Origin of the sequence: Nocardia sp. NPDC056100 (assembly GCF_042266325.1) — a bacterium.
In the GTDB taxonomy this organism is placed as follows: Bacteria; Actinomycetota; Actinomycetes; order Mycobacteriales; family Mycobacteriaceae; genus Nocardia.
On sequence record NZ_JBHJVY010000001.1, the window covers coordinates 1,238,653 to 1,260,661 of the forward strand.

18 protein-coding genes are annotated in these 22,009 nt (G+C 66.6%); 9 read left to right on the top strand and 9 right to left on the bottom strand.

The window, feature by feature from the left end; genetic code table 11:
• Positions 1-54 precede the first annotated feature (54 nt).
• Both ACFC0O_RS05710 and ACFC0O_RS05715 read right to left on the bottom strand, forming a co-directional pair.
• Complete coding sequence (locus ACFC0O_RS05710; protein WP_375955970.1) at positions 55-2,736, bottom strand: GNAT family N-acetyltransferase; 2,682 nt, start codon at positions 2,734-2,736, stop codon at positions 55-57.
• Between the two features lie 34 nt (positions 2,737-2,770).
• Complete coding sequence (locus ACFC0O_RS05715) at positions 2,771-4,009, bottom strand: acetoin utilization protein AcuC (protein ID WP_375954134.1); 1,239 nt, start codon at positions 4,007-4,009, stop codon at positions 2,771-2,773.
• A gap of 204 nt (positions 4,010-4,213) precedes the next feature.
• Between ACFC0O_RS05715 and ACFC0O_RS05720 the strand changes: the two genes are divergently transcribed.
• On the top strand, positions 4,214-4,900 hold the full coding sequence (locus ACFC0O_RS05720; protein WP_364631491.1) for an iron dependent repressor, metal binding and dimerization domain protein: 687 nt from the start codon (positions 4,214-4,216) through the stop codon (positions 4,898-4,900).
• A gap of 3 nt (positions 4,901-4,903) precedes the next feature.
• Positions 4,904-5,887: a UDP-glucose 4-epimerase GalE gene (gene galE / locus ACFC0O_RS05725; RefSeq protein ID WP_375954136.1), complete on the top strand. Its 984-nt coding sequence runs from the start codon at positions 4,904-4,906 to the stop codon at positions 5,885-5,887.
• A 23-nt stretch (positions 5,888-5,910) separates the two neighbouring features.
• Here galE and ACFC0O_RS05730 read toward each other — a convergent pair whose 3' ends face one another.
• Positions 5,911-7,050, bottom strand: a complete 1,140-nt coding sequence (locus ACFC0O_RS05730; protein WP_375954138.1) for a DUF4192 domain-containing protein — start codon at positions 7,048-7,050, stop codon at positions 5,911-5,913.
• A 529-nt stretch (positions 7,051-7,579) separates the two neighbouring features.
• Positions 7,580-7,987, bottom strand: a complete 408-nt coding sequence (locus ACFC0O_RS05735) for a VOC family protein (RefSeq protein ID WP_375954140.1) — start codon at positions 7,985-7,987, stop codon at positions 7,580-7,582.
• 91 nt (positions 7,988-8,078) lie between these two features.
• On the opposite strand from ACFC0O_RS05735, the gene ACFC0O_RS05740 reads away from it, so the two are divergent.
• Entirely contained in the window at positions 8,079-9,020 is a 942-nt protein-coding gene (locus tag ACFC0O_RS05740; RefSeq protein ID WP_375954142.1) for a helix-turn-helix transcriptional regulator, read from the top strand.
• 125 nt (positions 9,021-9,145) lie between these two features.
• Positions 9,146-9,661, top strand: coding sequence for a hypothetical protein (locus ACFC0O_RS05745; protein ID WP_375954144.1), 516 nt, complete (start codon positions 9,146-9,148; stop codon positions 9,659-9,661).
• A gap of 49 nt (positions 9,662-9,710) precedes the next feature.
• Here the strand turns inward: ACFC0O_RS05745 and ACFC0O_RS05750 are convergent, their stop codons facing one another.
• On the bottom strand, positions 9,711-10,382 hold the full coding sequence (locus tag ACFC0O_RS05750) for a sensor domain-containing protein (RefSeq protein WP_375954146.1): 672 nt from the start codon (positions 10,380-10,382) through the stop codon (positions 9,711-9,713).
• A gap of 257 nt (positions 10,383-10,639) precedes the next feature.
• Here ACFC0O_RS05750 and ACFC0O_RS05755 point away from each other — a divergent pair, with 257 nt between their 5' ends.
• From ACFC0O_RS05755 to speD, 4 genes are all read left to right on the top strand, one after another.
• A complete protein-coding gene (locus tag ACFC0O_RS05755) occupies positions 10,640-11,587 on the top strand; it encodes a PAC2 family protein (protein WP_375954148.1) in 948 nt (315 codons plus the stop codon).
• A gap of 63 nt (positions 11,588-11,650) precedes the next feature.
• Positions 11,651-14,161, top strand: coding sequence for a DEAD/DEAH box helicase (locus tag ACFC0O_RS05760; RefSeq protein WP_375954150.1), 2,511 nt, complete (start codon positions 11,651-11,653; stop codon positions 14,159-14,161).
• A 245-nt stretch (positions 14,162-14,406) separates the two neighbouring features.
• Positions 14,407-15,468, top strand: a complete 1,062-nt coding sequence (locus ACFC0O_RS05765) for a type III PLP-dependent enzyme (protein ID WP_375955973.1) — start codon at positions 14,407-14,409, stop codon at positions 15,466-15,468.
• 8 nt (positions 15,469-15,476) lie between these two features.
• Positions 15,477-16,694 carry an adenosylmethionine decarboxylase gene (speD, locus tag ACFC0O_RS05770; protein ID WP_375954152.1) on the top strand — a complete coding sequence of 406 codons (1,218 nt, stop codon included), beginning with the start codon at positions 15,477-15,479 and terminating at the stop codon, positions 16,692-16,694.
• Positions 16,695-16,767: 73 nt separating this feature from the next.
• Here speD and ACFC0O_RS05775 read toward each other — a convergent pair whose 3' ends face one another.
• Positions 16,768-18,075 (bottom strand): class I SAM-dependent methyltransferase, encoded by a 1,308-nt coding sequence (locus ACFC0O_RS05775; protein WP_375954154.1) that lies wholly within the window; start codon positions 18,073-18,075, stop codon positions 16,768-16,770.
• An 83-nt stretch (positions 18,076-18,158) separates the two neighbouring features.
• Entirely contained in the window at positions 18,159-18,770 is a 612-nt protein-coding gene (locus ACFC0O_RS05780) for a TetR/AcrR family transcriptional regulator (RefSeq protein WP_375954156.1), read from the bottom strand.
• Positions 18,771-18,868: 98 nt separating this feature from the next.
• Here ACFC0O_RS05780 and ACFC0O_RS05785 point away from each other — a divergent pair, with 98 nt between their 5' ends.
• The gene (locus ACFC0O_RS05785; RefSeq protein ID WP_375954158.1) at positions 18,869-20,299 is read left to right on the top strand and encodes a DHA2 family efflux MFS transporter permease subunit; all 1,431 of its coding nucleotides are present in this window, start codon (positions 18,869-18,871) and stop codon (positions 20,297-20,299) included.
• Here ACFC0O_RS05785 and ACFC0O_RS05790 read toward each other — a convergent pair.
• Together ACFC0O_RS05790 and ACFC0O_RS05795 are read right to left on the bottom strand one after the other, a co-directional pair.
• On the bottom strand, positions 20,259-21,164 hold the full coding sequence (locus ACFC0O_RS05790) for a sterol desaturase family protein (RefSeq protein WP_375954160.1): 906 nt from the start codon (positions 21,162-21,164) through the stop codon (positions 20,259-20,261). The two genes, ACFC0O_RS05785 and ACFC0O_RS05790, sit on opposite strands and share 41 nt — an antisense overlap.
• 223 nt (positions 21,165-21,387) lie before the next feature.
• Complete coding sequence (locus ACFC0O_RS05795; protein WP_375954162.1) at positions 21,388-21,966, bottom strand: hypothetical protein; 579 nt, start codon at positions 21,964-21,966, stop codon at positions 21,388-21,390.
• Positions 21,967-22,009: the final 43 nt, after the last annotated feature.

The window sequence follows — 22,009 nt, forward strand, 5'->3', positions numbered from 1 at the left end:
ACGATTCTTGGTCCATCTCAACTCATTCGCGCGCTGCCGCCACCGCTGTGTGAGTCATGCCATACGGCGCGGTCCGATATCGAATCTGCTGGGTTCCGGGCCGATGCGCACCCGGCTGTACAGCACCGCGGCGCCCTCGGGTGCGGCCATGATCGGCTCGCACTGCAACTCGCGCACCTCGGGCAGGTCATCGCAGAGCGCCGAAATGCGCTGTGCGAGTTCGGCGAGCGCGGCCCGATCCACCGGTTTGCCGATATCGCGGCCGCGCACGGTGCCCGAGAGCAGCGGGGCCGCGCGCGGGGCGTCGATCAGCTCGATGGACTCGGCCTCGGTCAGCGGCAGCGCCCGGTACACCCGGTCACCGAGCAGATCGATAATGGTGCCGGACAGGCCGAAACTGATCACCGAACCGAACGACGGATCGTCCTGTACCCGGAAACCACAGCCGACGCCCTTGGTGGCCATGCGCTGAATGTGCACGGGATTGCCCGATATCTCGGCCAGATCGGTGAAGCCGCGCCGCACCGCGTCCGGACGCCACAGATCCAGCCGGACACCGGTGAGATCCGGTCGATTACGCCAGATCTCACCGGTCGCCTTGGCGGCCACCGGATAGCCGAGTTCCTCGGCGGCGGCCACGGCGGCGTCCGCATCGCGCACCTCGCGGAATTCGACGACGCGAATCCCGTAGCAGCCCAGCAGTTCCGCGGCCTCCAGATCCGAGAGCCAGTGATCGGTCGCCGAGGCCATCCACGCGGCGACGAGTTCGCGCGCACGAGCGGTGTCGACGCCGTCGGGGCGCGCGACCGGCGATACCGGGCGGGTCCGCCAATCGGCATAGCGCCGCACCCGCGCCAGCGCGCGGGCGGCGCGTTCCGGATCACCGTAGGACGGAATCGATCCGCGCTCGAGCATGCCGCCCGGGCCGCGCGTGGCGAGCAGATTCGACATGCCCTGATCGGCCACGAAGGTGGTGAGAACCGGTGTGTCCGGGTCGGATTGGGCACCGGAGCGAATGGCCTCGGCGAAGGCTGCGACCGCGGTGGGCACGGGCGGGGAGTAGATGACAATGACCGCGTCCACGGCGCTATCGGTGACGGCGGCCGCCACGGCGGTGAGATAGTCGGCGGGTCCGGCCTGCGGGCCGAGTTGAATCGGCTCCCCGACCGTGAGGCCCTCACCGCGCCCGGCATCGACCGCGAGCCAGTTCAGCGCGGCGCTATTGCCCAGCACCGCAAGACGCGGTCCGGCGGGCAGCGGCTGATAGGCCAGCAGCATGGCGCAGTCGAAAAGCTCACTGATGGAATCGACCTGGACGATGCCCGCCTGCGCGAACAGATTCCGCACCAGGGAGCGATCCAGATCCGGCTCCCCGTCCACCCGCACGGCATTGCGGCCACTGCTCACGGCCACAATGGGTTTGGTGCGCGCCACCCGGCGCGCGATACGGGAGAACTTGCGCGGATTGCCGAAGGTCTCCAGGTACAGCAGCACCACATCGGTGCTGGGATCGCTGTCCCAATATTGCAGCAGGTCATTACCGGAGACATCGGCGCGATTACCCGCCGAGACGAAGGTGGACAGGCCGAGCTGGCGGGCCGCCGCCTCACCGAGAATGGCAGCGCCCAAAGGGCCTGACTGACAGAAGAATCCGATCCGCCCGCGTCCCGGCAGCACCGATGCCAGCGTGGCGTTCAGGGAGATCGCGGGATCGGTATTGGCGATGCCGAGCGCGCTCGGACCCACCACCCGCATACCGTGCGAACGCACCGCGTCGACCAGTTCGCGTTCGGCGGCGTAACCGCGCGGCCCGGTTTCGGAGAATCCGGCGGTGAGCACCACCAGCCCCTTGACGCCCTTGGCCATGCAGTCGTCGAGTACCGAGCCGATTTCGGCTGCGGGAACGGCGATTACGGCCAGATCGACCTCATCCGGAATATCGCGCACGGTCGCGTACGCGCGCACCCCGCGCACGGCGGTGCGATTGCGGTTCACCGGGAACACCGGCCCCTGGAAGCCACCGGACAGCAGATTCGCCAGCACCGCACCGCCGACCCGGGTCGCCAGCGGGGTCGCGCCGATCACCGCGACCGAGCGCGGGGACAGCAGATTCCCGACACTGCGCGCCTCCGAGGCGCGTTCGCGCGAATCCCGCACCGATTGCAACGCCTCGCTGGGATCGATCGCGAATTCGAGGTGCAGCACCGATCCGTCGCGGCTGCGCTGCACCTGATATCCGGCATCGCGGAACACCTGCACCATGGCGTTGTTCTCGGCGAGCACTTCGGCCACGAAGGTTTCGATGTGATTCTCGGCCGCGGCCCCCGCCAAATGCTCGAGCAGTATCGACCCCAGCCCGCGACCCTGATGCTGATCGGCCACCACGAACGCCACCTCGGCCGACCGCGCACCCGCTCGCTCGGCCAGGTACTCGTACCGGCCCACCGCGATGATGTCGTCCCCGAGCTCGATCACCAGCCCGACCCGATCCCGGTAATCCACGTGCGTGGTCCGGTACAGATCCTTCGGCGTCATGCGCGGATACGGCCCGAAGTACCGCAGGTACCGGGTCCGATCCGACAGCCGGGTGTGAAAGCGCTCCAGCTCCGCCGCATCCTCGGGCGTGATCGGCCGCAGCCGCACCACCCCGCCGTCGGAGGCGAGCACATCCGCGAACCAGTGCTCCGGGGGCGGCGGCGGAACCGCCGGGGTGCCGGGGGTATCGGCGGGCAGCAGCGGCGCGACCGGTTGGGCGGCGGGGTCGGCGGGGTCAGTCACGGGGATCCTCCGGATCCAGGCCGAGCAGGCCGAAAGTCGCTCGGCGGGTTGCCAGAATAGAGGTGTCCAGGGCGCGGCGGGCGCGGTCCGCGCGCTCATCACCGGTTTCGCGGCCGCCGCCGGGACCGTCCCAGCGCGTGAAGGTGGTGTCCGCGCCATCGCCCATGGTCTCGGGCGCGGCGACGGTCGGGGCGTACGCGCCGACCAATTCCTTCCACTGCGCGGGTATCGCGGTATCCGGATCGATGGTGCGGTCCAGGGCGGTGGCGAGCAGATGGGTCCAGGCGCGCGGGACCACGCGAATGAGGCCGTAGCCGCCGCCGCCGACCGCGAGCCAGCGGCCCTCGGCGTATTGATCCGCGAGATCACGCATGGCGATGAAGGCCGCGCGCTGGCCATCGACGCTCAATTCCAGATCGGCCAGCGGATCTTCCCGGTGGGTGTCGACACCGCACTGACTGATCACGATCTGCGGGCGGAAGGCCGCGAGCGCACCGGGGGCGACAGCGTGAAACCCGCGCAACCACAGCTGATCCCGGGTGCCGGGCATGATCGGCAGATTGACGGCGGTGCCCTCGGCCTTGCCCGCCCCGGTCTCCTCGGGCCAGCCGGTATTGGGCCACAGCGTCGCGGGATGCTGGTGGATGGACACGGTCAGCACGCGCGGATCGCCATAGAACATGCGCTGCACGCCATCTCCGTGATGCACGTCGACGTCGAGATAGGCGATGCGGTCGAACCCGTTCTCCAGCAGCCACGAAATCGCCACCGCCACATCGTTGTACACACAGAACCCGGCCGCCGAATCCGGCATGGCGTGATGCATGCCACCGCCGATGCTCACCGCCCGTTTGGTGCGCCCCGACGCGATCTCCTGTGCGGCGGCCAGTGTTCCACCGACGATGACCGAAGCCGCTTCGTGCATATGCGGGAAGACCGGGTTATCGGTCGAGCCGAGACCGAACGGCGGCGCTGCGGGCGGTGCGCCCGGAGGTTGCCGCGCGTGCTTGACCGCCTCGACGTAATCGTGGGTGTGCACCCGCAGCAATTCGGACTCCCCCGCCGCCTCGGGTGTGATCGTCTCCACCCCGTCGAGCAGTCCGAGATTCTCGGCAAGCGCCATGGTGAACCGCAATCGCACCGGTCGCATGGGGTGTTCGGGCGTCCACGTGTAGTCGAGGAACCTATCGCTCCAGACAACGGTTCCATCTCCACGCGCACGGTCGGGCATACCTGCCACGCTAATGCGTCGCCGGACTTCGTAGGCTAGTGACACTGCTGCACCGCCATTCCGGACCTCTGCCCCGTCACCCCCCGAAACCCGTGGGGAACACGCAGGCCGTCCTGGGTGTTCTCCCGGCGTTCGCGAAATATGCTGTCGCCCGGTGTAGCCGCCGCGCATGGGTAGAATTCGTGCCGACGAAGGGGTTAACAGGTGAAGGATCTGGTCGACACCACGGAGATGTACCTCCGTACCATCTACGACCTCGAGGAGGAGGGCGTCACGCCCCTGCGCGCCCGCATTGCCGAGCGCCTCGAACAGAGCGGGCCCACGGTCAGCCAGACGGTGGCGCGGATGGAACGCGACGGTTTGCTGACCGTTGCCGGTGACCGCCACCTCGAATTGACCGATAAGGGCCGGGCCATGGCGGTCTCGGTCATGCGCAAGCACCGGCTCGCCGAACGACTGCTGGTCGACATCATCGGGCTGGACTGGGAGAACGTGCACGCCGAGGCGTGCCGCTGGGAGCACGTGATGAGCGAGGAGGTGGAGCGCCGCCTGGTGGAGGTGCTGAACAATCCCACCACCTCCCCGTACGGCAATCCCATTCCCGGACTGGACGAACTGGGCGTCACCCCGAGTTCGGGCAGCGAGGAGAAGCTCATCCGGCTCTCGGATCTGCCGTCCGGCCAGTCGGCCGCGGTGGTGGTGCGCCGCCTCTCGGAGCACATTCAGACCGATCCGGAGATCATCGGCCAGCTGCGTGAGGCCGGCGTGGTTCCGGACGCGCGCGTGAATGTGGAGACCAAGCCGGGCGCGGTCGTCATTCTGGTGCCGGGTCACGAAGGCTATGAATTGTCCGACGAGATGGCGCACGCCGTCCAGGTGAAGTTGGTCTGAGACTTGAAACTGCTGGTTACCGGAGGCGCGGGCTACGTCGGCGGCGGAGTCGCGCAGGTACTGCTCGAGGACGGCCACGAAGTGGTCGTCGTCGATGATCTGTCCACCGGCAATGCCGATGGCGTCCCGGCCGGAGCGAAGTTCGTCGAGGGCGATATCGCCACCGCGGGCGTCGATCTGATCGCGGCCGAATCCTTCGACGGCGTCCTGCATTTCGCGGCGCAGTCGCTGGTCGGCGAATCGGTGACGCAGCCGGAGAAATACTGGCACGGCAATGTGGTCAAGACGCTCGCGCTGCTGGAGGCCATGCGGGCCGCCGGTACCGAGCGTCTGGTCTTCTCCTCGACCGCGGCGGTGTACGGCGAACCGGAGCAGGTGCCGATCGTCGAGGACGCCCCGAAGGCTCCGACCAATCCCTATGGCGCGTCGAAGCTCTCGATCGATTACGCCATCACCTCGTACGCGGCGGCGCACGGGCTGGCCGCGACCAGCCTGCGCTACTTCAATGTGGCCGGGGCGTATGCCGGGCTCGGTGAGAACCGGGTGGTGGAAACGCATTTGATCCCCCTGGTGCTGCAAACGGCGCTGGGACATCGGGATTCGATCTCGGTCTTCGGCACCGACTATCCGACCCCGGACGGCAGTGCCGTGCGCGACTACATCCACATCCTCGATCTGGCGCAGGCGCATTCGCTGGCGCTGGCCCAGTCGCAGCCGGGCGTGCACCGGATCTTCAATCTGGGCAGCGGTACCGGATTCTCGGTGCGCGAGGTCATTTCGGCCTGCCGCGAGGTGACGGGCCTGCCCATCGCCTCGATCGACGCCCCGCGCCGCGCGGGTGATCCGGCGGTGCTCATCGCCTCCAGCGATAAGGCCATGGCCGAACTCGGCTGGCGGCCCGAGCACACCGATCTGGTCGAGATCGTCTCGGATGCCTGGGAGTTCCTGCGCTCGCTCGGCGATCGCGCGCACAGCGCTCGCAAGTAAGGCTCTCGATTCCGCCGCGGATTTCACGGGTGCTCCGATCGCAGATCGACCCCGAGGTCCGCGGCGGCTTCGCGTCCGGCCTCGGCCAGGCGGTGCAGGCGCTCGGGCGGCATACCGGTCTGCAGGCCGATATCGAGCAGATTCGCCATGCGATGTGATTCGTCGGAGGCCAGTGCGGCCTCCAGCGCCACCCCGGCGAGCGGTCCGTCCCCGCGCGCGTAGGCGGCGTAGCCCAGCAGCATGGCCGCTTCGGCGCGATCGGGATCGGGCAGGGCGCGGGTCAATTCGAGCCACAGGGTTTCGGCCGCGCGGGCGTGCGCGCCCGGTATGAGTCCGAACAGGATGTCCCGCACCTCCGGATCACGCAGGGCCACGGCCACTTCCGCCAGTTCGGCGACATTGGGCAGACTGCCCGCCTCGATATCCGCGATCCGTTCGAGCACCGTGCGCAAGGCGGCGCGACTGTAGAAATTCGGCTCGCCGCGGCGCACGGCCTGGGCGAGCCGATCGGTGGCGACCTCGGTCGCGGCATCGAGCAGATCCGGCATCTTGTCCCGCACAACGGCATTCACCGCCACCGCGGCGACCAGTTCATCGCGCGATGCCCGCATCGGACGACCCTCGAGCACATGTTTGAGCGTCACCAGCGACGTAGCCGGATCCGGTTGACGACCCCTGCGATCGGGACCGAGCAGGCTCCACCAGGGCAACTCACCCCCGATCGCGCGCACCGCCCACGCCCCGGCGAGCGGCACCGCCTCGGTATCGAGGCGATGTTCCAGCGCCCCGATCAAATCGCGATGCTTACGCGATCGCACCCCGCGATGCCGATCGGCGGGCGCGGTCGCCCGATCATCGACTACCAACGCCAGCACCGCGAGCGCCGTACCGCGGACGCATACGCTCGCCACCCGGTCCACCAACTCCCCGGTGGCGACCCGGCCCGGATTATCCAAATCCATCCTTGCCACCACATCGACAGCAGCCCTACCGGATTCACCGGACGCCGCCCGCAACACGGTGATCACCAGCGACCTGGCCGGAACGAATCCGAGCATGGCGGGCACCGCCGCGATGAACTCCCCCGGATCTCGCAAATGCGAATCCGGCTCGGTCACCGCCCGTTCGGACAGTTCCGACGAGCCTTCCCGCGGTACCCCCACGAACGAACTCTTTGGCGGTGACTCCTCGGACGGCGTTTCGGTCGGTCCCTCATGAGGCACGGCCTCCGGCAGCACCGGTCGGGGCGGGCCTTCCGACGGCAGACCCCGAGGCGGACCGTCTTCCGGGGACGAGGGTTGGCGGTGGACAGGTGGTTCGGCAGGTGTGGTCATGGCGTCGACGGTCGGCAGGGGCACCGACAGCTCTGCGGTCCCGGCCGGGCATCGGCCCCTGCCTGTGGAATTTGATTCGCGCCGTGGACTATTCGGCGTGGCGCGCTCCCCCGAACCGCGAATCTGTCGGTACGCGCTGCTAGCGACGAGTCGGGAGGTTCACACGCGAACCAGCCCCGTCATCCCGGCACGTTTTCGGCCGGGATCCACACCTATCAGCGGAGGCCCGGCCACAACGTGAAATGGATTCGTTTCATTTTGCCCGAAAGCGCCGCCACATGCTGTTACAGTCCGCTCCAGCACGCTCCACGCGTGCTGGAAGGAGTGGCGTGCGCAATGCGGATCAGGCGGGTGCGCCCTACTCGGGCCGCAGCTGCGCGAGCATTTCGAGGTAGTGCGGGTTGGACATGATGCCGAGGATATTGCCGAACGGATCGATGACCGCGGCGGTGACGAATCCGGTGCCCGCGCCACGCTCGGTGATGGGCTCGTACTCCTTGGCCCCCATGCTCAGCAGCCGTTCGAAGGTGGCGGAGAGGTCGTCGACGTGCCAGTTCACCACCTGACCGCCGGGCTGATCTGGCCGGCTCGGCGCGAACTTGCGATTGATGAGCCCCAACTCGGCCTGGTAATCGCCGATACGGAACTCGTAGTACCCGCCGGGGACGGTGAAATACGGTGCGGTGCCGAGGAATTCGCTGTACCAGTCCTTGGCGGCCTCGAGGTCGTCGGCGTAATAGGTCACGGTGGCCATTCCACGCAGCATGTCGTTCTCCTTGGTCGTTCCGATGTCGATATAACAATCATCGACGGCAAAGTGCTCACCGAATGAGCACTTTTATTGGCAAGATTCAAATATGCGAGCCGATCGATTGGTAGCCACCCTGTTGTTCATGCAGACCCGCGGCCGGGTGACCGCGGCCGAGGTCGCGACCGAACTGGAAGTGTCGGTGGCCACCGCGCGGCGCGATCTGGAGGCGCTGTCCACCGCCGGAATTCCGGTATATCCGCAGGCCGGGCGCGGTGGCGGCTGGGCGCTGGTGGGTGGCGCGCGCACCGATCTGAGCGGTTTGACCGAGGGCGAGGCGCAATCGCTGTTCCTGCTGCTGGGCCCGATGACCACCGCGAGCCCGGCCACCCGCGCCGCACTGCGCAAGCTATTGCGCGCCCTGCCGCAATCCTTCCGCGCGGAGGCGGAGGCCGCGGCCGGTGCCATGATCGTCGACCCGGCCCGCTGGGGCGAGCGCGATGAACAGACCCCACCCGAGGTCGCGCGCCTACAGCGAGCGGTGGTGCGCCGTCGCAGGGTGCGCTTCGACTACGGCCGGTCGGGCAGCCGCACCGAACGCACGGTCGATCCCTGGGGGCTGGTCGACAAGGACGCCATCTGGTACCTGATCGCCGGAACCGACCGCGGACAGCGCACTTTCCGCGTGGACCGCATGGCCGGAATCGAGATCACCGATGAAACAGCCCATCGCCCCGAGGATTTCGATCTGAACGCCGCCTGGTCCGAGGTGGTCGAGGCGATGGAGCAGCGCCGCTCGACCCTCGCGGCGACGGTCCTGGTGCCGGATCACCTGTTACCGGTGCTGGCTCATCAGCAGGGCAGGCACTGTGAGATCGACGGCCCGATCACCGAGGGCCGCACCAGGGTTCGCATCACCGCTCCGAGCCCGCTGATGATCGCCCAGCAGTTGGCGGGCTGGGGTACCGCGCTCGAGGTCACCGAACCGGAATCGGTGCGCGCCGAACTCGCCCGTCTCGGTTCGGAATTGGTGGCGCGCTATGCCACCTGACACACCGCTGCGCAGTCATGCATGATTCGAATCATGTTGCAGCACTTTTGATTTCACCAAAACGAAGCCTGCACGCTGTTACCGTACGGCCGGTGCCCGTCGGAGGCGCCGGAAGGAATTACGCAATGACGAGAACACTTTCCAAGGTGGGCGCGGCCGCCGCGTTCGCCACCCTCGCGGGGCCGGTGCTGCTGGCCGGACCCGCCACCGCGGATATCGCCGATATCAGCGTGGTCGGCCTCATCCCGGGTAAGAACTGCACCGTCGCCGACGGCTGTTCGATCATCGTGGGCGTCTCCGGTGACAACAAGTTCAACCAGGTCGAGTTCCTGATCAACGGCACCAGCATCGGAACCGCCACGCCCGCCGCCAATTCCGGTGTGGTGACCGCTTCCATCGACTGGCACCCCACCGCCTCGGGCAGCTACACCATCGGCGTGAAGCAGGGCCTGTCCATGTCGACGATCGTCTACCCGGTCGGCGCACCGGGTTCGCTGTGCTCACTGCTGCCCAGCGGTTCCTCCAGCGGCTCCGGCGGCAGCGGTTCCGCGAGCGGTTCCGGCGGCAGCGGTTCGGCCGGAACCGGTTCGGCGGGCTCGGGTTCCGCGGGTTCGGGCTCGGGCACCGGTTCTGCCTGCTGATTCGGTGTTGGAGCCGGGCAGGCAGGGGTCGGCTCCTCTCCCGGATTTCTCAGCCCTTGCGCACCTTGCCCACCGCGGTGGTGAACAGTGAATCGAGGGCTTGCGCATCGGCTTTGGCGTCGGTGAAGGACATGTAGGTGACGTTGATCCGCACATCGCCGATCTGTCCGAGCAGCGTTTGCATATTCCGTGTCATACCCGCGCTGCCGTTCTCGGAGCGGACGCTGCGGCGCAGCGCGAGGGTGTCATCGGCATCCAGCGGTGGCGGCGGATCCATCTCGGTGGTGATGGTGGCGGTGGTGCCGCCGTGTCCCACGCGCACGGTTCCGCAGCGCTGCAATTGATCTCGCAGCACGCTCAGTTTCTGATCGGTGCGCACCAATTCCACGGTGAGGGTGGCGCGCGCGGCGTCATCGGTGCCGACGACCACCACGGGTCCGGCGGTCGGGGCCTGCGGTGCGCAGGTGGCGGGATCGATCATTGCCCCGGGCAGTACGCCGTCGAGATCGCTCGCGGCCTGACCGGCCGCGTCGACGGGCAGGGTGACCGCGGCGTAGCGCGCGGGGAATTGTGATGAGTCCGGCAGCAGCCGGGCCAGTCCGCTATCGGTCTGCACGGCGGTGATCAGCCCCTGCGAGGCTTGCGGGTGACCCGATACGGTGCCGCCGCAGCCCGCCAATACGATGGCCGATAACGCGATACCCACGGGGCGGAAGGGCATTCGGCACCATCTGCGGGCGGGCATGGGGCAGGGCGTGTAAGCCACCTGCCGACCCGGCGAATTCGGCACGGTCACCCGTCCACTATGCCGAATATCTGCTGTTCACACCGAATGCCACGCCGCGTGGCGACGCCTCGGGAATGCGTGTCCGGGTGCGGCGCGTTGCAGCACGGGTGCGGGCAATGCACGACCTGTCGGCGCATGAGAGAGAATGGGTAACGGGTCGCGCAGGTGGGCCACGCAGGAAGGAGTACGCGATGGACTCAGAGTCGCATATGTACGAGCTGGAGTTCCCGGCTCCGCAACTGTCGTCCGCCGACGGCGCCGGTCCGGTACTGGTGCACGGGCTGGAGGGTTTCACCGACGCCGGGCACGCCGTCAAGCTGGCTACCACGCATCTGCGCGAGAGCCTGGAGAGCGAACTGGTCGCCTCGTTCGATATGGATGAGCTGCTGGACTACCGCTCCCGCCGCCCGCTGATGATGTTCAAGACCGATCACTTCTCCGAGTACTCCGAGCCGGAGTTGAATCTCTGGGCGCTCAAGGACACCGCGGGGACCCCGTTCCTGCTGCTGTCCGGGCTGGAACCGGATCTGCGCTGGGAGAAGTTCACCACGGCCGTGCGTTTGCTGGCCGAACAGCTGGGCGTGCGCCGGACCATCGGTCTGAGCGCGATTCCCATGGCGATTCCGCACACCCGCCCGCTCGGGGTGACCGCGCACGCCAGCGATACCGATCTGATCGGCGATCACCAGCGCTGGCCGGGCGAACTCCAGGTGCCGGGTAGCGCCTCGTCGCTGCTGGAGTACCGGATGGCCCAGCACGGTCATGAATCGGTCGGGTTCTCGGTGCATGTGCCGCACTATCTGACCCAGACCGCGTACCCGGAGGCCGCGCAGACGCTGCTGGAGAACGTGGCCGAGAACGCGGGCCTGGAACTCCCCCTCGCCGCGCTGAGCGAATCGGCGGCGCGCGTCCGCGAACAGGTCAACGAGCACATCTCGGGCAATTCCGAGGTGGAGAACGTGGTCTCGGCGCTCGAGCAGCAGTACGACAGCTTCGTCACCGCGCAGGAACGCCAGTCGAGCCTGCTCGCCAGCGATGCCGAACTGCCCACCGGCGATGAACTGGGCGCGGAATTCGAACGCTTCCTGGCCGAACAGTCCGGCTTCACCGAGGACGGGGACGGCGAGCAGCGTCGCTAGTTCGCACATCCGCTCCGCCCGCCGTGGGCGGAGCCGGGCAGATCGCCCAGTAACGTAGGGCGCGTGCAGCTATCCGAACTCGTCCCCGACCAAGCCATACCCGATGTGGACCCGGACTGGCTGTACGAGACTTTCACCGACTGGACCACTTCCGAAGGGCTGACGCTGTATCCGGCCCAGGAAGAGGCGTTGCTCGAGCTCTTCACCGGGTCGAATGTCATTCTGGCGACGCCGACCGGGTCGGGTAAATCACTCGTGGCGATCGGCGCGCATTACGCGGCGCTCAATCGCGGGCAGCGCAGCTACTACACCGCGCCGATCAAGGCCCTGGTCAGCGAGAAGTTCTTCGCGCTGTGCGAGGTGTTCGGGGCGGATCGGGTCGGCATGGTGACCGGTGACGCGGCGGTGAATCCGGATGCGCCGATCATTTGCGCCACCGCGGAGATCCTGGCGAATCTGGCTTTGCGCGAGGGCGCGAAGGCCAATGTCGGCCAGGTGATCATGGATGAGTTCCACTACTACTCCGATCCCGATCGTGGCTGGGCGTGGCAGGTGCCGCTGATCGAATTGCCGGGCGCGCAGTTCCTGCTCATGTCGGCGACGCTCGGTGAGGTCGACTTCTTCGCCGAGGATCTGAAGCGGCGCACCGGGAATGACACCGCGATCGTCTCCGGTGCGGAACGCCCTGTGCCACTGAGCTTTTCGTATGTGCGCACGCAGATAAGCGAGACGCTCGAGGATCTGGTCACCACCTCGCTCGCGCCGGTGTACGTCGTGCATTTCACCCAGGCCGCGGCCATCGAACGCGCGCAGGCGCTGATGAGCGTGAACTTCGCCTCCAAGGCCGAGAAGGACGCGATCGCCGACGCGCTGGGCGAATTCCGGTTCGCCACCGGATTCGGCAAGACGCTGTCGCGGTTCATCCGGCACGGCATCGGCGTACATCACGCGGGAATGCTGCCCAAGTACCGGCGACTGGTGGAGAAGCTGGCGCAGGACGGACTGCTCAAAGTGGTCTGCGGCACAGACACTCTCGGCGTCGGCATCAATGTGCCGATTCGCACGGTGCTGCTGACCGGGCTCACCAAATACGACGGTGTGCGCACGCGCCGGCTCAATGCCCGTGAGTTCCATCAGATTTCGGGTCGCGCGGGGCGTGCGGGATTCGACACCATGGGCACGGTCGTGGTGCAGGCGCCCGAGCACGAGGTGGAGAACGCGCGGCTGATCGCCCGTGCCGGGGATGACCCCAAGAAGCTCAAGAAGGTCCAGAAGCGCAAGCCGCCGGAGGGTTTCGTCTCCTGGTCCGAGGAGACCTTCGACCGGCTGGTGGCGGCCTCGCCCGAACCGATGCTGTCGCGTTTCAACGTCACCAATGCGATGTTGCTGAATGTCATTGCGCGCAAGGGCAATTGCTTCTATGCCATGCGACATCTGCTGGAGGACAATCACGAACCGCGGGCGGCACAGCGCAAACACATCCTCAAGGCGATCAAGCTGTATCGCGCACTGCGGGACGCGGGCGTGGTGCAGCAGCTGGACGAGCCCGACGAGTTCGGCAGGCACGCCCGGCTGATGGTGGATCTGCAACGCGATTTCGCACTCGATCAGCCGCTCTCGCCGTTCGCGCTGGCCGCGTTCGAGCTGCTGGACAAGGAGTCCCCGACCTACACCCTCGATGTCATCACACTCATCGAGGCGACGCTGGAGGATCCGCGGCAGTTGCTGATGGCGCAGCAGCACAAGGCGCGCGGGGTGGCGGTCGCGGAGATGAAGGCCGATGGGATCGAATACGAGGAGCGGATGGAGCTCCTGGAAGAGGTCACCTGGCCCAAGCCGCTGGCCGAGGAGCTCATTCTTCCGGCGTTCGAGACGTACAAGGCCGGGCATCCGTGGGTGTCCGAGTTCGAGCCCGCGCCCAAGTCCGTAGTGCGTGAAATGGTCGAAAGGTCCATGACGTTCGCGGAATTGGTGTCGGTGTACGAGCTGGCGCGCTCGGAGGGCGTGGTGCTGCGGTACCTGGCGGACGCGTACCGGGCGCTGCGGCGCACGGTGCCGGAGCAGGCGCGCACCGAGGAGCTCGATGACATCACCGAATGGCTGGGCGAGCTGATCCGGCAGGTGGACTCGAGCCTTTTGGACGAATGGGAGCAGCTCACCAATCCGGGCGCGGAGACCGATACCGAACAGGTCGCGTTCGGTGCGGAATCCGTACGCCCCATCTCCGCGAACGAACGCTCGTTCCGGGTATTGGTTCGCAATGCCCTGTTCCGCCGGGTCGACCTGGCATCGCTGCGGCGCTGGGACGCGCTCGACGAGTTCGAGGACGAGCTGGATTGGGAGGGCGAGCTCGAGCCGTACTTCGCCGAGTACGACGAAATTCGCACCGGCCCGAACGCGCGCGGTCCGAAGCTGTTCCAGGTGGAGAAGCGGGGCGAGTTCTGGCATGTGCGCCAGGTGCTCGACGATCCGGCCGGTGACCACGGCTGGAGTATCAACGCGGTCGTTGACCTGGCCGAATCCGATGCGGCGGGTGAAGTGGTGTTCGACGAGGTCACCATCTCGGCGGGCTGATCGCCCGCCTGGAACCGGCTGATCCGGTCACACTCTCGTAAGGTCTCGGGGCCGCCTTCGGGCGGCCCCGCGGCGTTAAGGTGACGTAGTCGTTGATCGCCAGTTCGTTTTCCGACGCCAAGCACTGCTATTCTCGCTGGCTGTTGCCCGAGGCCGTTTTGACGGCCCGAACAGTGGGGAGTTCCCTTAGATTGACCGTCTCAAACTCTCGCGAGTCACCCTGTCTCGTCGTCGACCTCGAGCTGGTGCGTGCCAACTACCGCGCCCTGCAAGCCGCGCTACCCACCGCGCGAATTCGCTTCGCCGTCAAGGCGAGTCCCCTACCGGAGATCATCCGGCTCCTCAACGTAGAAGGCGCTGAATTCGACGTAGCCAGCGTCGGGGAGATCGAGCTCTGCCTCGCGCAGGGGGTTGATCCGGCCGTCATGTGCTACGGCAATCCCATCAAGAAGGCCGCTCATATCGCCGCCGCGTTCGCCGCGGGTGTGCGCCGGTTCGCCTTCGATACCGAGGACGATCTCGAACGTATCGCCGAGCATGCGCCGGGATCCGAGGTCGAGTGCCGATTCCTCGCCTCCGCTCCGCAGTCGCAGACGCCGTTCGGAACCAAGTTCGGTTGTGCGCCCGAGGAAGCCGGGCAGTTGCTGGTGCGCGCGCACGATCTGGGCCTACGGGTCGGCGGGCCGTACTTCCACGTCGGTTCGCAGCAGCTGGATCCGATCGCCTGGCAGATCGGCATCGAACAGGCCGGAGCCATCGCGGAAGCGTTGGCGGTCAAGGACATTCCGGTCGCGGCGGTGAATATCGGTGGGGGACTGCCGATTTCGTACGCCGACGCGGCTCCCGGCGTGGCCGAGCTGGGCGCGGTGATCACCGCGGCCGCCGCCCGCCATCTCCCGGAACACATCGCTCTCATCGTGGAACCCGGTCGCGCCCTTGTGGGTAACACCGGTGTGATCCACGCGGAGGTGGTGAATGTTCGCCAGGCGCCGGACGGGCGGCGCTGGATATACCTCGACATCGGCCGCTACAACGGCATGGCCGAAACCGAGAACGAGTACATCGCTTACCGTTTCCAGACCGATCGCGACGGCGATCCGGTGGCCGAGGCGGTGGTCGCGGGTCCGACCTGCGATGGCGACGATGTACTCTATCAGCGCACGCGGGTCCTTCTTCCGACCACGTTGCGAGCCGGTGATTCAGTGCGAATCCTCGAGACCGGCGCCTATACGGCGAGCTATTCGTCGGTGTCCTTCAACGGTTTTCCGCCTTTGACTGTTCATGTCACTGGCGCTGAGCGAGAGTGAGTTTAGCCATGACGGCAGAATTCACCGGCTGGCATGTGCTGGCCGAGTTCGGTGGTGTCGACGCGGCCCTCTGCGACGACCTCGAACGACTCGAAGCCGCACTTCGAAAATCGCTGGTCGCCGCGGGGGTGACCATCTGTGATGTCGTGCGCAAGCAGTTCGAGCCGCAGGGTGTCACCATCCTGGCTCTACTCGCCGAGTCGCACGCCTCGATCCACACCTACCCCGAATCCGGAGACATCTTCGTCGACGTATTCACCTGCGGCAGTATCGGTGCCGGGGCGACCAAGGCGGTTGAGCTGCTCCAGCAGGAGCTTTCGCCCGCGACGGTCAATATGGAGGTCATTCAGCGCGGGCACGCCTCGCGCCGGATCCACGAGCCGGTCGGCGACGGCCTGACGCGGGTGTGGAATATGACCGATGTCGTGGTGGACACCAATACCCCGTTCCAGCACATGGTGATCGCGCAGACCGAGCAGGGCCTGTCGCTGTTCTCCGACGACGATCGCCAGTCCACCGAGTTCTCCCAGCTCACCTACCACGAGGCCATGCTGGTCCCGGGTTACGCGCTGGCCGAGAAGCTGGACAAGGTGCTGATCATCGGTTCCGGTGAGGGCGTCGCCTCGCAGATGTCGGCCGCGGCGGGCGCTTCGCTCGTCGATCACGTGGACATCGATCAGCTGGAAGTGGAGCTCTGCGCCAAGCACCTCCCCTACGGCTACTCCGAGGCGGATCTGGCCGAGGCGGTCGCGCAGACCGGCCCGATCAAGATGCACTACGCCGACGGCTGGGACTTCCTGGCCAAGGCCGAGGCCGATGGCGTGCGCTACGACATGATCTGTATCGATCTGCCGGATGAGCGGGTCGAGGACGCACAGCACAATCGCCTGTACGAGGACGATTTCCTGAACCGCTGCAAGGCGATTCTGGCCGAGGGCGGCGTGCTGGCCGCGCAGGCGGGCTGTCAGACCATGTGGCGCAACGAGACTCTCAAGCGTTCGTGGACCCGCTTCCACAATCTGTTCGAGACGGTCGTCCCGTACGTCAGCGATGAGCACGAGTGGACCTTCATCTTCGGTACCCCGAAGGCCATCGAGGATCCGGTCGCCAAGATGACCGCCACCCTGTCGACCCTGCCCTACAAGGCGGAGACCATCGACGAGCGTGCGATCGTCCGCGGCGCGATCGAGCCGCACGCCCTGCGCGTGGGCGCGACGGTCGGCTAGCTCACTCGCACCGGAGGCACAGTGCCCGTACGGATCTCGGATCCGTACGGGCATTTCTCGTCTCCGAGACGGTTCACCCCCAGGCGCGCCGCGTGGCTGGCATACCGGTATCGCCTGCGGGAGCGGGGATTACGCCCAGCACCTGATGCAATCCGAGGCCGCCGTCCTCGAAACCCAGTGCGGAAGCGGCCATGTAAAGCCGCCATACCCGGGCGCGCCCCTCACTCGTCAGCGAAACCGCTTCCTCCCACCGGGATTCGAGATTCGCCACCCAATTCCGCAGGGTGAGCGCGTAATGCTCGCGCAGGGATTCCACATCCCGGACCTCGAACCCGGCGCGCTCCATCGCGAGAATGGTCTCCCCCACATCCATGAGTTCCCCATCGGGAAACACATAGCGCCCCACGAATCCTCGCGAGTTCATCACCGAGCCACCGGGCGAGGAGATGGCATGGTTGAGCAGCCGCCCTTCATCCCGCAGCAACCCGCGCAACGTGGTGAAGTACTCGGCGGCCCGCTTACTCCCCACATGCTCGAACATGCCGATCGAGGAAATGGCGTCGAACTGTTCACCGGGAAGATCGCGGTAATCCTGTAGTCGGATCTCGATGCGAGCGGACAGACCCGCATCCGCTATCCGCTTGCGTGCCAGTTCGGCCTGGGCGGTGCTGATGGTGACCCCGACCACCTGGGCCTGATAGGTCCGCGCGGCATGCATTGCCATTGCGCCCCAACCACATCCGACATCCAGCAGGCGCATACCGGGCCGGGCGTCCAACCCCAGTTTGCGGCAGATCAGATCGTGCTTGGCGCTTTGCGCGTCCTGCAGCGAGACCGTCGCGTCGGCGGGCTGGTGACCGTCGTCGCCGGATCCGACGAACCGAGCGCACGAGTAGGTCATGCTCGGGCCGAGCACCAGTTCGTAGAAGTCATTGCCGACGTCATAGTGATGGCTGATCGCCGCCGCGTCCCGCCGCTTGGTGTGCAGCCCTCTGCGCACGGGCAGAGCTTCCTCCGCCGGTCGCGGTGGCCGCCGTCCGAGCGCCCCGACCCGGCGCGCCGCACCGAACGCCTCCCACACCGCGTCAACCCCCAGCCTGGCATCCCGCGGCGCGGTAGAACTCAACGCCCGCAACAGCACGAATATATCCCCATCCAAATCCACCGCCCCGGAAACGAACGCCCGCCCCACCCCCAACTCCCCCGGAGCCCAAACCACATGCCGCAGCGCATCTTTCGACCGCACCCGCATGGTCCCCGCACACTCCCCCACCGGCTCGATAACGCTCCCATCCCAGAACTCGAATCGCACCGGTGAGGTCCTCCCCACCGCGGCATGCAACAGAGGTTCGAACGCTTCCGCGACTGTCTGGTTGCCCATCGTTCCACTATGGTCCGAAATCTCCCCTTTTCGTGGCGAAGTCGCCCCCGATCGAACCTGGCGTGTCGCCCCGAGGCCGCGAGCTAATCGGCGGCGAGGTGGCTCAGTAACTTCCGCAGCTGGTCGCGGTACCAGGTCTCGAATTCCGCTGACCCGGGCCGGATTCCGTCCGGACCCTGGGCGACCTGCGGGTAGATGACCGGTGCGGAGACGATGGCCAGTAGCGCGGTGCGGAGGAATTCCGGATCTAGTTCGGCGGGAAATTCGCCGCGGTCGCGGGCACGCCGCAGGTTGGCGAGATCGGTGTCGGAGGAGTCGATATTCAGCTCCGGATCACCGGCGGTCAGACCGTGCCAGGCCATCAGGCGCGCGGCGCGCGGTTCGGCGAATCCTGCGGCCAGATAGCGGTCGGCGACCTGTTCCAGCGGCAGCGCCGGATCGGTGATGGCGGTTTCGCGCTGCTGCCAGTCGCGCTGGATCTCGCGGTAGAGATTCTCCTTTCCACCGAAGTAATAGGCGATGAGCTGCTTGTTCACTCCGGCTCGGGCCGCGATGTCCTGAATACGCGCGCCGTCGTAACCCTTCTCCGAGAACTCGTCGAGGGCGGCGTTGAGCAGTGCCTGCCGGGAGCGTTCGGCATCGCGTCTGCGGTCCTGCGGATCGGGTGAGCGCCGGGGGCGGGAGGTCGCCGTCATGTGGACGACTGTACGTGAGAGGTGACTCAACCATCCGATCGGATGCACTAATCATCCATTCGGTTGACACACTTGTACAACGGGGTGACACTTCCGAGGTGACAGTTTCCGACCTTCCCGGCGGTGTGACCGCGAAATCCACACTGACTCCCCGGGCCCGCAAAGCCGTAGTGGTCGTCCTGATCGGCGCGATCCTTTCGCTGCTCGACGCCACCGTCGTCAATGTGGCGCTGAAATCGTTGTCCGAGAGTTTGGGCAGCTCGCTCGACGCCATCCCCTGGGTGGTGACCGCATACCTGCTGGCCCAGGCGGCGGTACTGCCGGTAACCGGTTGGGCGGCACGGCGAATCGGAGCCAAGCGGCTGTATCTGATCGCACTGCTGGTTTTCACCCTCGCGTCGATCCGGTGCGGACTGTCGGACAGCGTCGGTGAACTGATCGGCGCACGAGTGCTCCAGGGCATCGGCGGCGGCGCGATGCTGCCGGCGGGTCAGATAATCCTGGTGACGGCGGCGGGGCGCGACGGGCTGTCGAAAGTGATGGCGGCCGTTGGCATTCCGATGGTGCTGACACCCGTGATCGGACCGACGATCGGGGGTTTGCTCCTGGAGTACGCGGGCTGGCCGTGGATCTTCCTGATCAATGTGCCGATAGCCGTGGTTGGACTGGCGCTGGGACTGCGGTTGCTGCCGCGCGACACGCGCACGGAATCCGTTGCGCCGCTGGACTTCCTCGGCCTCGCCCTGGCCTCGCTCGGCATGGTGGGGCTGACCTACGCACTTGCCGAGGTCGGCACGCGCGGAATCTCCTCGGCACGGGTGCTGGTGCCGCTGTGCGCCGGGCTCGTGGTAACCGTGCTATTCGTGGCGCGTTCGCTGCGAGTCGTCCATCCGATTCTCGACCTCCGGCTCTATCGCGATGGGCTGTACAGCTCGGCGGCGGTCGCCACTTTCCTTTTCGGAGTCGCCACGTACGGCTCGATGGTGTTGCTGCCCTTATATTTTCAGATTGTCCGCGATCAGGATGCCGCCCATACCGGGCTGCTGCTGGCGCCGCAGGGCCTCGGCGCGGCGGTCGCCATGGCGGTGTCGAGCCGCATCTTCGATCGCATCGGCAGTCGAATCTGCGTGATCGGCGGAGTGATCGGCGCGGTGGCCACCCTCCCGTTCCTGCTGATCGGCGACCGCACCCCGTACTGGGTGCTCGGACTGGCGATGGTGGTGCGCGGTGCGGGCATCGGATTGGCGGCGATGCCCGCGATGACCGTCGCCCTGCGTGGGCTGCGACCGGACCAGATCAGCGATGCCACACCGCAGCTCAATATCGCACAACGGCTCGGCGGCTCGATCGGAACCGCGGTGTTCGTGGTTGTTCTCGATAATCGGCTGCGGGACAGCGGTATTCGACCGGCGCAGCAGTCCGGCGCATTCGGTGTCACCTTCGCGTGGGTGCTCGCCGCCGCCGTTCTCGCCATCGCGCCCGCGATCGCTATGGCTGTACTCGAACGTCGCTCTCGACCGCCGGTGTAGCGTCCTTCGGCTGCCAGCCGGGTGGGCCGAAGAGGTAGCCGGCGCGGTTGCGCCAGGTGGTGGCGGTGCGGACATCTGTTATGAGGGAACGGATTTCGTGGGTGTAGACCTTCAGGGGGTTGTGGGTGGCTATTTGGTGGGTGAGGCCGAAGTCGACGCGTTCGAGTTCGGGGGCGTAGGTGCCGAAGAGGCGGTCCCAGAGCATGAAGACGCCGCCGAAGTTCTTGTCGAGGTAGGGGTTGTTGGCGCCGTGGTGGACGCGGTGGTGGGAGGGGGTGTTGAAGAGGTATTCCAGGGGTGCCCAGAGGCGGTTGACGCGTTCGGTGTGCAGGGGGACCTGGTAGAGGATGGTCACCGCTTTGGCGAGCAGGATGGAGTAGACGGGGACGCCGAGCAGGGCCATGGGGATGTACCAGAGTTGGCCGAGCAGATCCATCGCGCCGATGAAGCCGAGGCGGTTGGCGGTGGTGAGGTTGAAGTGCTCGCTGGAGTGGTGGACGCTGTGCGTCGCCCAGAACAGCCGAACCCGGTGTGCGGTGCGATGTTCCCAGTAGTAGGCGAGGTCGGCCATCATGATGACGATCAGCCAGCCGAGGCCGCCGGGCTGCCAGTGCAGCGGGGTGATGGCGGCGGCCACCGCGACCATCGCCGCGCCGCCGAGCACCTCGGTGAACCGCAGGATGAAGCCGTTGGCCAGGCCGAGGGTCACATTCGTGACGGTGTCCTTCACCCCGTAGCCCCGCCGCTCCGGATGCCGCCCCCTGCGCCTGCTGATCAGAAACGCGCCGATGTCGACCACGAGCAGGACGTATATCGCCCATTCCGAATTCGTGGCCACCGTCTCTACGATGTGCTCGAAGTCCATGTGCCAGACGGTAAGTCGGATACCGCGCGTCGCACATCGCCCTGAGGAGCTAGAGCGGGATAGCACCTCTGGGGGATTCCTCAGGGGCCAAACCCCTACGAACGGCCGCCCGTCACATCATTCCGAACCCACGACCGAGGTCCTGTGTGCCGGAAGGTAAGCACGGATTACCTGCTGCGGCATTTTCGCTACCGCACATCCCCGCGGGTATCGGCACGGAATCTCAACCGCCGCTGCGGTGCCGGACGGGCAGTCCCGCGGCGGGCAGGGCCGCGAGTACCGGGTCGGGGAACAGGCCGCGCGGCAGTGTGAGGTACGCGCCGGAGGGGTAGCACAGCAGGACGACGGAGCCGCGCACTTCGACGCGGGTGAGATCGGCATAGTGCACGCGCGAATAGCCTGCGGGAAGCGCGATATCGACAGATTCGGTGCCGAAACGGGCCGATAGCACCGAGCCGTCGGAAAAGCTCCCACTCGCGAACTGGCGCTCGTACGCATCTCCGGTCTGGCGTACCTGACGCCAACGCAGGTACGCGAGAATCAGTACCCCGAACAGCGCGAGCAGTGCGGTGCCGCGCCCCCACGCCTTGGCGGCCAAACCGATGATCAGCGCGGCAAACGCTATCTCCCAAAGGATTTGGCTCGGCCGAACCGTGCTGTACCGAACCAGGGCGCGCGCCAGCAGGCCTGCGGTTTCCGGTCCGGCCTTCCACACGACAGTGGGCTCCGCGAGCGCGGGAAGCTTCGGCGGCGGCCCCTCCGCCAGCACCGAATCCGGATCGGAATGTAGCGAATCGGACATACCCGAAAACCCTAGCCCGTAGCGGTTGAGAACGGGCGAGGTT